This window comes from Methylibium sp. (assembly GCF_965279545.1).
Classification (GTDB): domain Bacteria; phylum Pseudomonadota; class Gammaproteobacteria; order Burkholderiales; family Burkholderiaceae_C; genus Methylibium.
Genome location: NZ_OZ257250.1, coordinates 2,378,938 through 2,393,419, shown reverse-complemented (window position 1 = coordinate 2,393,419; position 14,482 = coordinate 2,378,938). Strand labels below are relative to the sequence as shown.

The 14,482-nt window shown below is 70.1% G+C and carries 14 protein-coding genes; 3 read left to right on the top strand and 11 right to left on the bottom strand.

Annotated features, from left to right (window positions below; translation table 11 throughout):
• Window positions 1-42: 42 nt before the first annotated feature.
• The 3 genes from ACQY9S_RS11135 to ACQY9S_RS11125 are packed head-to-tail and all read right to left on the bottom strand — an operon-like array spanning window position 43 to window position 5,190.
• A complete protein-coding gene (locus tag ACQY9S_RS11135; RefSeq protein WP_428419774.1) occupies window positions 43-3,312 on the bottom strand; it encodes an efflux RND transporter permease subunit in 3,270 nt (1,089 codons plus the stop codon).
• Window positions 3,313-3,331: 19 nt separating this feature from the next.
• Window positions 3,332-4,513 carry an efflux RND transporter periplasmic adaptor subunit gene (locus ACQY9S_RS11130; RefSeq protein WP_428419773.1) on the bottom strand — a complete coding sequence of 394 codons (1,182 nt, stop codon included), beginning with the start codon at window positions 4,511-4,513 and terminating at the stop codon, window positions 3,332-3,334.
• A complete protein-coding gene (locus ACQY9S_RS11125; protein WP_428419772.1) occupies window positions 4,510-5,190 on the bottom strand; it encodes a TetR/AcrR family transcriptional regulator in 681 nt (226 codons plus the stop codon). Before ACQY9S_RS11125 ends, ACQY9S_RS11130 begins: the two co-directional genes overlap by 4 nt.
• Window positions 5,191-5,447: 257 nt before the next feature.
• On the opposite strand from ACQY9S_RS11125, the gene ACQY9S_RS11120 reads away from it, so the two are divergent.
• A complete protein-coding gene (locus ACQY9S_RS11120; RefSeq protein ID WP_428419771.1) occupies window positions 5,448-6,272 on the top strand; it encodes an undecaprenyl-diphosphate phosphatase in 825 nt (274 codons plus the stop codon).
• A gap of 349 nt (window positions 6,273-6,621) precedes the next feature.
• On the opposite strand, the gene ACQY9S_RS11115 is transcribed toward ACQY9S_RS11120, so the two are convergent.
• A complete protein-coding gene (locus tag ACQY9S_RS11115; protein WP_428419770.1) occupies window positions 6,622-7,467 on the bottom strand; it encodes a ChbG/HpnK family deacetylase in 846 nt (281 codons plus the stop codon).
• A 55-nt stretch (window positions 7,468-7,522) separates the two neighbouring features.
• Between ACQY9S_RS11115 and ACQY9S_RS11110 the strand changes: the two genes are divergently transcribed.
• Entirely contained in the window at window positions 7,523-9,061 is a 1,539-nt protein-coding gene (locus tag ACQY9S_RS11110; RefSeq protein ID WP_428419769.1) for a phospholipid carrier-dependent glycosyltransferase, read from the top strand.
• On the opposite strand, the gene ACQY9S_RS11105 is transcribed toward ACQY9S_RS11110, so the two are convergent.
• The 3 genes from ACQY9S_RS11105 to ACQY9S_RS11095 all read right to left on the bottom strand — a co-directional run bounded on the left by ACQY9S_RS11105 (window position 9,026) and on the right by ACQY9S_RS11095 (window position 11,776).
• Window positions 9,026-9,421, bottom strand: coding sequence for a GtrA family protein (locus tag ACQY9S_RS11105; RefSeq protein ID WP_428419768.1), 396 nt, complete (start codon window positions 9,419-9,421; stop codon window positions 9,026-9,028). The two genes, ACQY9S_RS11110 and ACQY9S_RS11105, sit on opposite strands and share 36 nt — an antisense overlap.
• 11 nt (window positions 9,422-9,432) lie before the next feature.
• Window positions 9,433-10,440: a glycosyltransferase family 2 protein gene (locus ACQY9S_RS11100; protein WP_428419767.1), complete on the bottom strand. Its 1,008-nt coding sequence runs from the start codon at window positions 10,438-10,440 to the stop codon at window positions 9,433-9,435.
• Window positions 10,441-10,885: 445 nt separating this feature from the next.
• Window positions 10,886-11,776 (bottom strand): LysR family transcriptional regulator, encoded by an 891-nt coding sequence (locus ACQY9S_RS11095; RefSeq protein WP_428419766.1) that lies wholly within the window; start codon window positions 11,774-11,776, stop codon window positions 10,886-10,888.
• A 70-nt stretch (window positions 11,777-11,846) separates the two neighbouring features.
• Here ACQY9S_RS11095 and ACQY9S_RS11090 point away from each other — a divergent pair, with 70 nt between their 5' ends.
• Window positions 11,847-12,131, top strand: coding sequence for a DUF1127 domain-containing protein (locus ACQY9S_RS11090; protein ID WP_428419765.1), 285 nt, complete (start codon window positions 11,847-11,849; stop codon window positions 12,129-12,131).
• Here ACQY9S_RS11090 and trmB read toward each other — a convergent pair.
• The 4 genes from trmB to ftsB are packed head-to-tail and all read right to left on the bottom strand — an operon-like array spanning window position 12,118 to window position 14,459.
• The gene (gene trmB, locus ACQY9S_RS11085) at window positions 12,118-12,819 is read right to left on the bottom strand and encodes a tRNA (guanosine(46)-N7)-methyltransferase TrmB (protein ID WP_428419764.1); all 702 of its coding nucleotides are present in this window, start codon (window positions 12,817-12,819) and stop codon (window positions 12,118-12,120) included. The two genes, ACQY9S_RS11090 and trmB, sit on opposite strands and share 14 nt — an antisense overlap.
• The gene (locus tag ACQY9S_RS11080; protein WP_428419763.1) at window positions 12,816-13,475 is read right to left on the bottom strand and encodes an AAA family ATPase; all 660 of its coding nucleotides are present in this window, start codon (window positions 13,473-13,475) and stop codon (window positions 12,816-12,818) included. The genes trmB and ACQY9S_RS11080 overlap by 4 nt, the downstream gene beginning before the upstream one ends.
• 19 nt (window positions 13,476-13,494) lie before the next feature.
• A complete protein-coding gene (gene pnuC, locus ACQY9S_RS11075) occupies window positions 13,495-14,127 on the bottom strand; it encodes a nicotinamide riboside transporter PnuC (protein ID WP_428419762.1) in 633 nt (210 codons plus the stop codon).
• A 56-nt stretch (window positions 14,128-14,183) separates the two neighbouring features.
• Window positions 14,184-14,459 carry a cell division protein FtsB gene (gene ftsB / locus ACQY9S_RS11070; protein ID WP_428419761.1) on the bottom strand — a complete coding sequence of 92 codons (276 nt, stop codon included), beginning with the start codon at window positions 14,457-14,459 and terminating at the stop codon, window positions 14,184-14,186.
• Between the last annotated feature and the right edge of the window lie 23 nt (window positions 14,460-14,482).

Sequence of the window (14,482 nt, the reverse complement as noted above, 5' to 3'; positions counted from 1 at the left end):
GCAGAAGGAGGTTTCGCAGGGCCGCGCATTCTATTTCGCGGGTCAGCGGGCCGCGGCTTCGATCGGCAATGCACGGCTGCCGAAGCGGCGCCGCGCCCAGTTCGCCAGGTCGTCGAGGTAGCAGTAGATCACCGGCACCACCACCAGCGTCAGCAGCGAGGAGGTGATCACGCCGCCGATCACGGCCTGGCCCATCGGCGCACGCTGCTCCGAGCCCTCGCTGAGCGCGAAGGCCAGCGGCACCATGCCGAAGATCATCGCCAGCGTGGTCATCAGGATCGGCCGCAGCCGCACCCGGGCGGCGTGCAGCAAGGCGTCCTCGCGGCTCATCGGCGCGTGTTCCCCGGCGGCTCCGTGCGTTCCCTCGCGTGAGCGGATCGCGAAGTCGACCAGCAGGATCGCGTTCTTGGTCACCAAGCCCATCAGCATCACGATGCCGATGATGCTGAACATGTTGAGCGTGGAGCGAAAGGCCAGCAGCGCGAGCACCACGCCGATCAGCGTCAGCGGCAGCGAGCTCATCAGCGCCAGCGGCTGCAGGAAGCTCCTGAACTGGCTGGCGAGGATCATGTAGATGAACACGACCGCCAGTGCCAGCGCGCCGATCGCGTAGTTGAACGACTCCTGCATGTTCTTGGTCGAGCCGCCGAAGCTGTAGCGGTAGCCGGGCGGCCAGGCCACGCCGTCGAGCACCTTGCGGATGTCGGCCGACACGTCGCCCGAGCTGCGGCCGAAGGCGTTGGCGTCGATGTTGATCTCGCGGTTCAGGTCGCGGCGGTTGATCTGGTTGGGCCCGGTCGACGGGCTCACCTCGGCCACCTGCGACAGCCGCACGATGCGCGGCGAGCCGTCGGCGGCGGCCGTCACGTTGAGCGGCAGGCGCGCCAGGTCGGCCGGCGAGCGGCGGCTGTCGGGCGTGAGGCGCACGTTGACGTCGTAGTTCTCGCCGTCGGGGGCGCGCCAGTTGCCCACCAGGGTGCCGGCCACCAGCGTGCGCAGGCTGCTGGCCAGCGCATCGACGTTGAGGCCCGCGTCGGCGGCAGCGTCGCGGCGGACTTCGATCGAGACGGTGGGTTTGTCGGGCTTGAGCGTGCTGTCCAGATCCACCAGGCCGGGGATCTCGCGCAGCCTCGCCGAGATGAGCTTGGACAGGCGTTCGAGCTCGGCCAGGTCCGAGCCCTGGATCGAGAACTGCAGGCTCTTGCCGCCGCCGAGGTCGGTCTGGCCGATGTTGGTGACGGTGATGCCGGGGATGCGGGCAAGGCGCTCGCGCAGCGGCACCGCCAGCTGCGCGACGTCGCGCTCGCGGTCCTTGCGGTCGACCAGCCGCACATAGACCGCGCCGTAGATCTTGCCGAGCGCCTGGCCGCTGTTGATGGTGGTGACGGTGTAGCGCACTTCGGGCATCTCGCGCAGTGCCGCGTCGATCTGCCGGGCGCGTTGTTCGGTGAGTTCGAGCGAGGAGCCGACCGGCGTGTAGAAGTTGAGCTGCGTCTCGGAGAAGTCGGCCTTGGGCACGAACTCGGCGCCGAGCAGCGGGATGACGAAGAAGCTGCCCGCGAAGGTGGCGGCGGCCACGCCCAGCGTCGCGAGCCTGTGCGCGAGCGACCAGCGCAGGATGCGCTGGTAGCCGTTCGACAGCCATTCGGTGAAGCGGTCGAAGGCGCCGGTGACACGGCCGATGCTCTTGTCGTACAGCGTGACCGGCGGGTCGCGTTGGACGCCGTGGGCCTGCCGAATGTCGCCCCCTGGGCGCTGCGCGCCGTCCCCCCGAGGGGGAGCGACCCCGCCTTCGGGCGACCGTGCGGCGGGGTCGTTCCACACGCTCGACAGCATGGGGTCCAGCGTGAAGCTGACGAACATCGAGATCAGCACCGCCGCGACGATGGTCAGGCCGAACTCGTGGAAGAACTTGCCCACGATGCCGCCCATGAAGCCGATCGGCAGGAACACCGCGACGATGCTCAGCGTGGTGGCCAGCACCGCGAGGCCGATCTCCTGCGTGCCGTCGAGCGCGGCCTGGTGCGGGCTCTTGCCCATCTGCACGTGGCGCACGATGTTCTCGCGCACGACGATCGCGTCGTCGATCAGCAGGCCCACGCACAGGCTCAGCGCCATCATCGTGATGGTGTTGATCGTGAAGCCGAAGGCGTACATGAACAGGAAGGTGCCGATCAGCGCGATCGGCAGCGTCAGGCCGGTGATGACGGTCGAGCGCCAGGAGTTCAGGAACAGGAACACGATCAGGATCGTCAGCAGCGCGCCCTCGATCAGCGTGCGCTTGACGTTGGCCACCGACACGCGGATGGCGCGCGAGTTGTCGCGGTTGATCTCGGTGCGGATGCCCGGCGGCGTCACGTCCTTCGCGTTCTCCAGCGCCCGCATCAGGCCGTCGACCACCTCGATGGTGTTCTCGCCCTGCGACTTCTGCACCGACAGCAGCACGGTGCGCTGGCCGTTGTAGAGCGCCAGCGTCTCCAGCTCCTGGGGCCCGTCGACCACGTCGGCCAGCTGCCACAGCCGGATCGGCGCGCCGGCGCTCGGGCCGCCGCCGGTGGCGCCCTTGCGCGCGACGACGATGTCCTTGAAGTCCTCGGGCGTCTTCATGCGCGCGTTGATCTGCACCACGCGCTCCTGCTCGCGCGAGCGGATCGCGCCCATCGGCAGTTCCTGGTTCTCGCTCTTCACCGCGGCGACGACCTGGTCGACGCCGACACCGAGCGCTTCCAGCGCGTCGGGTTTCAGGTAGATGTTGATCTCGCGTTCGAGCCCGCCGATCACGGACACCGCGCCGACGCCGCGCACGTTCTCCAGCCGCTTCTGCAGCACCTGGGTGGCCCAGGTGGTCAACTCCTGCGTGCTGCGTTTGCCGTCGTCGGACAGCACCGCCACGTTGAAGACCGGCTGGCTGGCCGGGTCGAAGCGCGAGACGCGCGGCTCCTTGACCTCGTCGCGCAGCAGCGGGCGCACCAGCGCCACCTTCTCGCGCACGTCTTCGGCCGCCTTGCGGCCGTCGACGTCGAGATTGAACTCGATGATGACGACCGAGCTGCCCTCGTAGGAGCGCGAATAGAGCGAGTTGATGCCGGCCACCGTGTTGACCGCTTCCTCGACCTTCTTCGTCACCTCGCTCTCGACGATCTCGGGCGAGGCGCCGGGGTAGTCGAACTGCACCACGACGGTCGGGAAGTCGATGTTCGGGAACTGGTCGACCGACAGGCGCTGGTAGCTGAACAGGCCGAGCACCACGAAGGCGAGCATCACCATCGTGGCCATCACCGGGTTGGCGATCGAGATGCGGGTGAACCACATGGTGCGCGCGGAGCCTCGTTCAGCGGGCTGTCGCGGCCGAGGCCGCGGCGGTGGCCGGCGCTGCCGCGTCAGGCGCCCCCGGCAGGCGCACGCGGGTGCCTTCGCGCACCGCGCCGACCGTGCCGCGCAGCACCGTGCTGCCGTCGGCCAGGCCCGATGTCACCTCGACCAGGGCCTCGTCCCTGTTGCCGGGCTGCGCCGATGCATCGCCGCGCAGGCCCAGGCTCACCACACGCTGCACGACCTTGCCGTCTTCCACGGCCAGCACATAGGGCCGGGCCTGATCGATACGCACCGCGGCGGCCGGCACGCTGGGCGCGGTCTTGCGTGCGAGCTCGATGCGGCCCTTGGCGAACAGGCCCTGGCGCAAGCCCGGCTGCGGCGCAACCTCGAGATAGACCATGACCGAGCGGGTGCCCGCCTGGGCGGCCGGGTTGATGCGTGCCACGCGGGCCAGCACCGGCGCGCCGATGCCGTCGACCTGCAGCCGTGCCGATGCGCCGATGTGCACGGCCCCCACGTCCTCGGGCGCCACCGCCGCCTCGATCTCGATCCGCGACAGGTCGACGATCTCGATCAGCTTCGCGTCGACGGCCACACGCTCGCCGGGTTGCACGGCGCGCTGCGAGACATCACCCGCGATCGGCGCGCGCAGCACGGTGTCGTTCCGGGCCTTGCGTGCCAGCTCGGCAGCCGCATTGGCGGACTGCAGCGCGGCACGGGCCGAGGCCGAATTCGACACCGAGGTGTCGAGCGCGTTCTTCGAGATGAAGCCCTGGTTCACCAGGGCGCGGTTGTTCTCCAGCGCCCGCTCGGCAATGTCGAGCTGGGCGCGGGCCTGAGCCGACTGCTCCTCGGCCTGGCGCAGCTTCCAGTCGTATTCGGTCGCATCGAGCCGGCCCAGCACCTGGCCCGCGGCCACGCGGTCGCCCTCGCGCACCGTCAGCTGCTGGACCTCGGCCGCCACCTTGGCCTTGACGACGGCCGAGTTCACCGCCTTCAGCGCGCCGGTGATCTCGAGCGTGCGCAGCAGCTCGCGCGGTCGCAGCTCGGTCAGGTCGGCCGGGGCCAGTTCGAGCGCCACCGCGGGCCGCGCCGCAGGCGCCTGCTCGGCCTTGCGCGCCAGCAGGCCGCGGCCCAGGAGCAGGCCGAGTGCCAGCACGGCGGCCGTCACGACCGACCACTTCAGCGAGCGTTTCATGGCAGCGTCTTGCGGGCCGGCCGGCCGGTCGGCTTGCGGGCGGTCAGGCCGTTCAGCATCAGGTCGATCTGCACGGCGATCAAGCCCTGCGCATCGATGTGGCGCCCGAGGTTCGGGCAGGCGCCCAGTGAATGCTTGTGCAGCATCAGGTACAGCATCGGCGCCATCAGCGCATGCACGACGTCGTCGACCGGCACCGGCCTGAACTCGCCGCGGCCGATGCCGCGCTGCACGACGCTGCCGATCATGCGTTCCGCGGGCAACACCACCTCGTCGAGGTAGAACTGCGCGATGTCGGGGAAGTTGCGCACTTCCGACAGGATCAGCTTGCAGATGCCCGAGGCGCGCGTCTCGCCGATGCGGCGCCACCATTCGGCCATCAGGTAGGCCAGCAGCTCGGCGGTCGGCCCGTCGAAGCCGCGCACGATGTCCTGGCCCTCGGCGATTTCCCGCGAGATGTTCTCGCGGATCACCGCCTTCAGCAGCTCTTCCTTGCTCGGGTAGTAGAGGTAGAGCGTGCCCTTGGAGACGCCGGCGCGCGCCGCCACCTCTTCCGAGCGTGTCGCGGCGAAGCCTTTCTCGACGAACAGGTCGAGCGCGGCATCGAGCAGTTCCTGGGGACGGGCTTCCTTGCGGCGCTGGCGCGTGGACGGGGCGGGGTCGGCAGATCGGGACATGATTTTACTGACTGATCGGTCATTAATGTAGCGCCAGCCTCCGAGGGGGTCAAACCGCCCGCGGCATTGCCCGACTGCGCTGCACGGCATGCTCAGCGGGGCTGCCGTGCCTGTGCCCCATCATCGACGACGAGGTAAAGACCGGTGAAGTCTGCAGGCACCCCCGCGATCGCGCGGGCCTGTAGCGGACGACCGGTCAGCTCGAGCCGCAGCCCGGCGGCTAAGATCGCCCGCTTTGCTGCACCGGAGGCGAATTCTTGGACATCCTGCTGCTCGTGAAGGCCGCGATCATGGGCATCGTCGAGGGGCTCACCGAGTTTCTGCCGATCTCCAGCACCGGGCACCTGATTCTCGCGGGCTCGTTGCTCGGGTTCACCGACGACAAGAGCAAGGTGTTCGACATCGCGATCCAGACCGGCGCGATCATCGCGGTGATCATCGTCTACAGCCAGCGCCTGCGCGAGACGCTGGCCGGCCTGGGTTCGGATCCGAAAGCACGGCGCTTCACCCTCAACGTCGCCATCGCTTTCGTGCCGGCCGTGGTGCTCGGGCTGCTGTTCGGCAAGGCCATCAAGGAGCACCTGTTCACGCCGGCGGTGGTCGCGACGACCTTCATCGTCGGCGGCCTGATCATCCTGTGGGCCGAAGGCCGGCAGCGAAGCGCGGCGCGCATCGAGTCGATCGACGACATGACGCCGGTCGATGCGCTCAAGGTCGGCCTGGTGCAATGCCTGGCGATGATTCCCGGCACCAGCCGTTCGGGCGCCACCATCATCGGCGGCATGCTGCTGGGCTTGTCGCGCAAGGCCGCCACCGACTTCAGTTTCTTCCTCGCGATCCCGACCCTGATCGGTGCCGGTGCCTACAGCCTCTACAAGGAGCGCGCGCTGCTGAGCCCGGCCGATCTGCCGCTGTTCGGCGTCGGCCTGCTGTTCTCCTTCCTGTCGGCCTGGGTCTGCGTGCGCTGGCTGCTGCGCTACATCGCCAGCCACACCTTCGTGCCGTTCGCCTGGTACCGGATCGTGTTCGGTCTGGTCGTGCTTGCGACCGCCTGGAGCGGTGTCGTGCGCTGGGTCGACTGAGACTCGCTCGCGCCCAAACCTGTCAAATCAGCCGGCGTCCTTCGGCCCGTTGCAGCCGTTCGTGTGGGGGGCTGAGGTTCGAAGGGTCCGGCCGCCTGCAGGTACCGCGCATTGCTGACGAGGCCGCCGGGCGAGCGGCTCCGCTCATGCCCAGCCGCGATACCAGCGGCTGGGCATGAACGCAACACAGCGACCCGGCGCAGCGCCCCCGCCGACCCTCGGACTGTTGGCTTTCCGGACAAGACACCGAACACCGCAACCAGCCCCGACCCCAGCTTCAATCGAATGCGTGTGAATGCAATGCCGTATGAGCCCGCGACTGCATGTCCGAGGCCGGGCCGGCGGGCCGTCACTGCGTGATGCGGTAGAGCTCGCTGCCGCGCACGAGGTGCCGCCCCGCGTGGTGCAGCAAGGCCGCGAACCGGTCGCTCGCGAGCACCCCATGCTCCGCGACACGCGCGGCGGCGATCGGGTCCGCGGCGCCGGCACGGAGCGCCGGGTGCGTCATCAGCAGTGCACCGTCGGGCGCGTCGGCGAGCCAGCGTTGCAGGCGCGCCCGGTAGCCGGCCGCATCCGCCTCGAAGCCATAGACGCCGATCAGGTTCGGGTTGGTCGGACAGCGCGCCTGCTCCGCCAGGCGCGCGAAACGGCGTGCGCCCAGCGCCTCGATGACGCGGGCCTTGGCGCTCGCCCCCGGAGGGGCGAGGGCGCAGCGCAGCCAGGGCCGTTGCGCACCGCGCCACCACGTCTCGATGCAGTCGAACAGCGCCTCGCGAACCTGGGGCAGTTGCTGCACGTGCTGGTGACCATCGACATGATCGGGCAGCCGGCCGGCATGGCGCACGAAGGCGTCGAGCTGCTGGTCGATCGTCGTGCGCAAGGCCTTCGGGTCGAGACGGCGTGCAATGGCACGCAGGAGGAGCGTGCTCAGGCGTGGCGCGGGGCGGCCATCGAAGCGGTGTGTCAGGTTCAGGTGCAGCCCGAGATCGATCGTCGAACACTCGATCAGCGTGCGTGCGTGGCGCGGCCAGTGCGGCGACTCGACCATGGCACTGGTTGCACTCACCCGACCCGCGCGGGCGAGCGCCAGCACGGCGTCGGTCACGCCGTCGTCGAGCGCGGCGTCGTCGACGCAGACGACCAGCGGGCGATCGAGGGCGGCGGGCGGTGAGCCGCCTTCAGCTGGAATGAACATTCGGTTTCTATTATCGGCACCCCTCAACGATGCGCGCACCCCGCGCCGATGCCCGATGGCTTCGATTCCATCCGATCCGAGCGGTTCGCGCCGTCAGGGGCTGCTCGTCGCGGCGCTGTCGATCGTCTGGTGGGTGTGGTCGCTGGGACTGCGTCCGATCTCGCTGCCCGACGAGGGGCGCTACGCCGGCGTGGCGCGCGACATGCTCGCTCATGGCGACTGGCTGGTGCCGCGCCTGAACGGTTTGCCGTTCTTTCACAAGCCGCCGTTGTTCTACTGGATCGATGCCTTGGCGATGGGCGCGTTCGGTGTCGGACCGGTCGCCGCGCGCACGGCTTCGGCGTTCGGTGCGCTGCTGGCCTGTGCCGCGCTGGCCTGGCACGCACGGCGTCTGGCCGGGCCCCGCTTCGCGCTCGCGGCCCTGGCGGCCCTGTCGCTCCAGCCGCTGTTCTTCTTCGGCGGCCAGTTCGCGAACCTCGACATGCTCGTCGCCGGGTGCATCACGGCGACGGTCGTCGCCTGGGCGCACGGACTCGCGGCGCCCGACGGCGAAGGGCGCACGGCGCTGCGCATCGGCTGGGCCGCGGCGGCGTGCGGCGTGCTGGCCAAGGGCCTGATCGGCTGGGTGCTGCCGGCGCTCGTGGTGCTGCCGTGGGCGCTCGTGATGCTCGAGCGGCCGCGCCTGCGCACGCTGATGCGGTGGGCCGATCCGCTGGGCGTGCTGCTGACGCTCGCGATCGCCTTGCCCTGGTTCGTGCTCGTCGCGCGGGCCCACCCCGGCTTCCTCGACTATTTCGTGCTCGAGCAGCATGTGCGCCGCTATGCGACCGCGCATTTCAACAACCGCCAGCCGCCGTGGTTCTACGTCGCCGTGCTGGCGCTCGGCGCCCTGCCTTGGACGCTGGCACTCGCCGGCCTGCGCGGCGCCTGGCGTGCCGCCGAAGCCGCCCAGCGGCGCTGGCTGGTCTTGTGGGCGTGGTGGGCGCTGGCGATCGTGCTGTTCTTTTCGCTGCCGCGCTCCAAGCTGGTGGGCTATGTGCTGCCGGTGCTGCCGCCGCTGGCGCTGCTGGTGGCCTGGGTCCTGATGCACCGTGTGCGTGGCCCGCGGTGGGAGCGCATCGCCGCCGCGCTCGGCGTGATCCTGTGCCTGGGCGGCTTGTGGGGCGCCCGGCAGTTCGACCGCAAGGCACTGCGCTCGATACCGATCGAGGTCGAGACGATGCTGCAGGCCGATCCGGCGTGGCGCGATGCCCAGCCCGTGTACATCGACAGCCCGCGCAGCGAGATCGCGCTGCGCGCGCCGCTGTCGCACCTGCCCTGGATCGTCAGCGACTGGGACGACCCGGCGATCGCCGCCGGCGACAGCTGGCGCAAGGAACTCACCGATGGCGCGCGTTTCGATCCGGACACCGGGGCGCGGCTGCTGCTGCGGCCGGCGCAGCTGCCGGCGCGACTGGCCGAGGTCGAGCGGGCATGGATCGTCGCGAACGCAGCCTGGCAACCACCGCCCGGCAGTCATGGAAGTTTCGAGCCGGTGCTGCGCGAGCGCGAGGTGCAGCTATGGCGCTGGCGGCGCGGGCCGGAAGGCCCATAGCCGGCTCGCGAGGTAGGTGCCGGCGGCGACCGTGAGCAGCACCAGCGCCAGCGCTGCTTCGGGCGGCAGCAGCTGCGCGCTCAACAGCATCTGGTACAGCAGCCCGTTGAGCGAGAACGCCGACAGCGCGACCACCGCGAAGCGCGGCAGCGCGTCGCGGTGGCGCGCGCCGCTGCGAAAGCTGTAGCGCTTGTGACCGGCGTAGCTGACACCGAAGGCGAGCACGAAGCCCGCGAGATTGGCCAGCTGGGGCGGCCAGGCCAGCCCCCGCATCGCCGCACAGGCCAGCAGCCAGTGCACGGTGGCCGCCACTGCCCCGACGATGACGAAGCTCAGCGCCCGTCGGCCGCGGTGGTGCATCGCTCTCGGGCTCAGGCGGCGCGCACGCCGGCACTGCCGGTCGAGGTGAGCCCCTGGCCCCTGCGCTCCTCGACCAGGTAGAGCGGCCGGCGCTTGACCTCCTCGAACACGCGGCCGAGGTATTCGCCGAGGATGCCGATCGAGATCAGCTGCACGCCGCTGAAGAACATCAGCCCGACGGCCAGCGTCGTCCAGCCCGGCAAGGGGTGTCCTTCGATGTAGTGCTCGACCAGCAGGTAGACCGCATACAGCAGCGCGCCGAGCGCGAAGCCGGCGCCGAGCGCGCTCCAGACCCGCAGCGGCAAGGTGGTGAACGCGGTCAGCCCGTCGAATGCGAGCCGCACCAGTCGCGCCATCGGGTAGTGGCTGCTGCCGTGCGAGCGGGCGTCCGGCGTGTAGGGCACGGCCGTGCTGCGAAAGCCCACCCAGGCGTACAGGCCCTTCATGTAGCGATTGCGTTCGGGCAGGTTGCACAAGGCATCCGCGACACAGCGGTCCAGCAGCCGGAAGTCCCCGGCGTCCCGCGGCATGTCGACGCCGCTGAGGGACCGGATTGCCCGGTAGAACAGCGCGCTGCCCAGCCGCTTGAGCGGCCCTTCGTCGTCGCGACGCGTGCGCACCGTGTAGACCATGTCGGCGCCGTCCGACCAGCGCGCCAGCAGTTCGGGGATCAGTTCCGGCGGATGCTGGCCGTCTGCGTCCATCAGGCAGACCACGTCACCTGCGGCCTGATCGAGCCCTGCGGACAGTGCGATCTCCTTGCCGAAATTGCGCGACAGCCGCAGATGCATCACGGCGCCACGCCGCACATAGGGCGCGAGCACGAGTGGCGTGTCGTCGCGGCTCCCGTCGTCGACCACGATCACTTCGTGGGCCGCCGCCGTGCGGCGCAGCACCGGCAGCAAACGCTCCAGCAAGGCCGGCAGGTTGCCGGCCTCGTTGTAGGCGGGCAGCACGACGCTGATGCGCGGTCGTTCCGTGCGGCGGCGCTGGGGTGGAGCAGGGGTCTGGTTCGACATGTCGAATGCGCTAGCCGGTCACTCGCTTTGCGGGCACCGCGGCGGGTGCGATGCAGAGCACCCGGCAGCATGAACCGCCAGTCTTAAGCGCAGATTTCGGCGCGCCGCGCGTCAAACCCGTGCAAGCCGGCGCACCTGACCGCCTCATGCCAGCTCGCGTTCAAACCTGTCAAATCGCCCGGCGTCCTTTGGCTCGTTGCGGCCGTTCGTGTGCGTGGGGTTGCCGAGGTTCGAAGCGTTCACCGGCCAGCCGCCTGCAGGTACCGCGCGGTGCTGGCGAGGCCGCCGGGCGAGCGGCTCCGCTCATGTCCCCCAGGCCGGCACCGGGGGACATGAACGCAACACAGCGCCCCGCCAACGTTTGACGGTCAGCTTTCCGGACAAGACACCGAACACCGCAACCAGCCCTGGCCCGACCTTCCATCTGATGCGTTTGAATGCCGTATCAGTGCTGCCTGAACTGCCCCAGCGCCCCCAGCACGATCCGCGTCGCACCGTCCAGCGACGAGAGTGCTCGGTGAGCGACGCCCAGGCTGCGGGTGAGCGCCGGCCTGAGCGGGATCACCTGCAATTGATCGTGCCCCGCCGGCACTGAAGAGTCCTCCAGCGGCAGGATGGCAGCTCCGTAGCCGGCCGCCACCAGGCTCTTCATCGCTTCGGTGTAGTTCAGCTCGATGCGCGCCCGCGGTGCCTGGCCCGCCGCCGCGAACCACTCCATCGTGAGCCGGTACATGCGGGTCGTCGCGTCGTTGAAGATCAGCGGCTGCGCGGCCAGCCATTTCGGCGTGGCCACCTTCGGTGCCTTCCAGCGCGGCGGCACGAAGGCCCTCATCGGGTCGTTGCGCCAGTGCGTCACCACCAGGTCGCGCACCGGCGACTGCGGCAGCGCCACCAGGCCGATGTCCAGCGTGCCCGCGGCCAGCCGCGCCATCGTGTCGTTCGAGCCCAGGATGCTGACTTCGACGTCGATGCCCGCATGAGCCTGTTCCAGCGCTTTCAACACCTGGGGCAGCAGGTGCACGATCACGCCGGTCGAGGTGCCGAGCCTCACGCGTCCGGCATGCCCCTTGGCGTGGCGCTTCACGGTGTCGATCGCCTCGTCGGCGTCGCGCAACAAATGCCTCGCGCGTTCGATCAGGGCCGCGCCGGCGGCGGTCGGGGCGACCTGCCGGCTGCCGCGCACGACCAGCTGGGCTCCCAGCCGCGATTCCAGTTCGCTGATGTGCAGGCTGACCGTGGGCTGCGCCAGGTGCAGCGCGCGCGCCGCAGCCGAGAAATTGCCCAGGTCGGCGATGGCCACCAGGGTGCGCAGTTGGTCGAGGTTGAGCGAACGCATCAGAAATTCTGATAAGACATCTCAGTAATCTCAATTTCCACGATAGCACGCGCCGTTGCACGATGGCGGCATGAACACCGGAGTGATTGCCATGACACCGATACCCCATATCGAACCGAGCCGCCCGCTGCGGGCCCTGCGCCGGCTGCTTGCTGCGTGGACTTCGATGCGCGCGCGCCGCGCCGCCGCACGCGAACTGCAGGGCATGTCCGAGCACGAGCTCAAGGACCTCGGCATCGGCCGCTCGGAGATCCCGTCGCGGCTGGCGTGCCGGCCCGGGACGCCGGCCGCGGAGAACTGCGAGCGATCGACGCTGCGTGCGCGCTTGGCCGGGCTCGACGTCAGCGGCGCGTGAACACCAGGTCCCAGACGCCGTGGCCGAGCTTCAGGCCGCGGTGCTCGAACTTCGTGAGCGGGCGGTAGTCGGGCTTGGGGGCGTAGCCAGCGGCAGTGTTCCGCAGCGCCGGCTCGGCCCCCAGCACCTCCAGCATCTGTTCGGCATAGGGTTGCCAGTCGGTCGCGCAATGCAGATAGCCGCCGGGCACAAGCCGCGTGACGAGCTGCGTCACGAAGGCCGGCTGGATCAGCCGCCGCTTGTGGTGCTTCTTCTTGTGCCAGGGGTCGGGGAAGAAGAGGTGGATGCCGGCCAGCGAGGCTGGCGCGATCATGTGCTCCAGCACCTCGACCGCGTCGTGCTGCACGATGCGCAGGTTCGTGAGCTCGCGCTCGCCGATCTGCTTGAGCAGCGCCCCGACGCCGGGCGTGTGCACTTCGCAGCCGATGAAGTCGGTGCCAGGCCGGGCGGCGGCGATCTGCGCGGTGGCGTCGCCCATGCCGAAGCCGATCTCGAACACCAGCGGCGCGCGGCGGCCGAACACCGCCTCGGGGTCCAGCCGCGCGGTCTGGAACGGCAGCACGAAGCGCGGGCCCAGTTCGGTCAAGGCACGCGTCTGGCCGCTGCCCATGCGCCCCGCCCGCAACACGAAGCTGCGGATCGGACGCGGCGGGTGGGGCGGCGCGGGTGGCAGGTCGGTGTCGCTCATGGCGGGCGGGTCTTCGCTGCGAGCCTGGAGGCGAGATGTTCGCACTCGGGCAGCAGGCATTCGCGGCAGCGGGCGCGCAGGCGCACGCCATCGCCATCGCCATCGTTGGTGGCGGGTGCCGGGGGCAGCTTCAGCAGCGGGCGCAGCGCGGCCAGGGCCGCAGCCTTGCGCGCCGGGCCTTCGCCGTAGACCACCGAGTAGGGCAGCGCCGCCGACGCCAGCGCGTTGCGGATCAAGCCGTCGACGGGCCCGCGCACCTGGGCGCCGTCGCGCTGCAGGCCGTCGGGCTGCCAGGCCAGGTCGAGCCCGGTCAGCAGCGTGTGGGCGCAGCGGTGCTGGCGTTCGATCGCCTGCGCATAGAGGCTGCGGTCGCCGAACACGAACTCGCTGTAGACCGCGATCATCAGCGGCGTGGTGTCGGCCAGCACGATGCTGCCGTCCTGCGCGGCGGCTTCGATGCGGCGCCATTGCTCGTCGGCGATCGGTCCCTGCTCTTCGGGCCGCGGTGTGCGGCCCTGCGTGTCGCAGAACTCGCGCAGGTACTCCGCGACCCGCGCGGCCGGGCGGCCGAGTGCGCGCAGCTCCAGCGCCAGCGTATGGGCCAGCGTGGTCTTGCCGGTGCTCTCGGCGCCGACGAGGGCGATCACCGGGCCCATGCGCTGGTCCTGGAGGGAATCATGGGGTGCTCACCCGCAGCGCGGCGCGGGCCCAGGCCCGCCAGCCGATCCCCGCCAGCAGCGCGAACAAGGCATAGAGCCCGACGGTGAGCCACAGCCCCTTGTAGGCGAACAGCGTCACGCCGACGACATTGACGATGATCCACACCGCCCAGTTCTCGACGAACTTGCGCCCCAGCAGCGCCTGGCCGACCACGCTGCCGGCGGTGGGAAAGGCATCCCACCAGGGCACGTCGGTGTCGGTGCCGTGGCGCAGCAGCAGCGCGGTGGCGGGCCACAGCAGCGCAAAGGCCAGCAGCGTGCGCGCGCGCCCGCGCGGCGTGAGGTGGCGCACGGTCAGCGCCGTGCCGTCGGCCCGGGTGCCGCGCAGCCACTGCCACCAGCCCCAGAAGGCCACCGCGATGAACAGCAGCTGCAGTGACGCATCGCCGTACAGCCGGGCCTGCCAGAACACCAGCAGATAGAGCAGCGAACTGATGATCGCCAGCGGCCAGGCGAGCGGGTCGACACGCAGGTTGCACAGTACCATCCAGACGCCGAGCAGCGCACCGGCCAGCTCGGCCCAGCTGGCGGCCAGCGGGCCGAGCACGAAGGCCGGGGCATTGAGGAAGTCGATCAAGGAGGTGAGCATCACGAGGCGCGCGCTTGCGCGCCGAGGCGAGGGGCTGGCGGGCGCGGGGCGCGGCCCTAGCGCCGCGGCGCGTACTGGACGTAGATTTCGTCGGGCTTGAGCATGCCCAACTCGGCGCGTGCCTTCTCCTCGACCATCTCGAGGCCTTCCTTCAAATCGCGCACCTCGGCCGAGAGCCGCTCGTTGCGCGTCTGCGCCGTGTCGTTCTTCGCCTGCTGCGCCTGCAACTGAGCCTGCAGGCCGACCACCCGGCCGACCCCGCCCTTGCCGAACCACAGCTCGGCGTGGACCAGGGCCAGCAACGCGACCAGCGCGAAGGTGATCAGGCGCATCGCATCGGCGGTCGGTTCGCGAG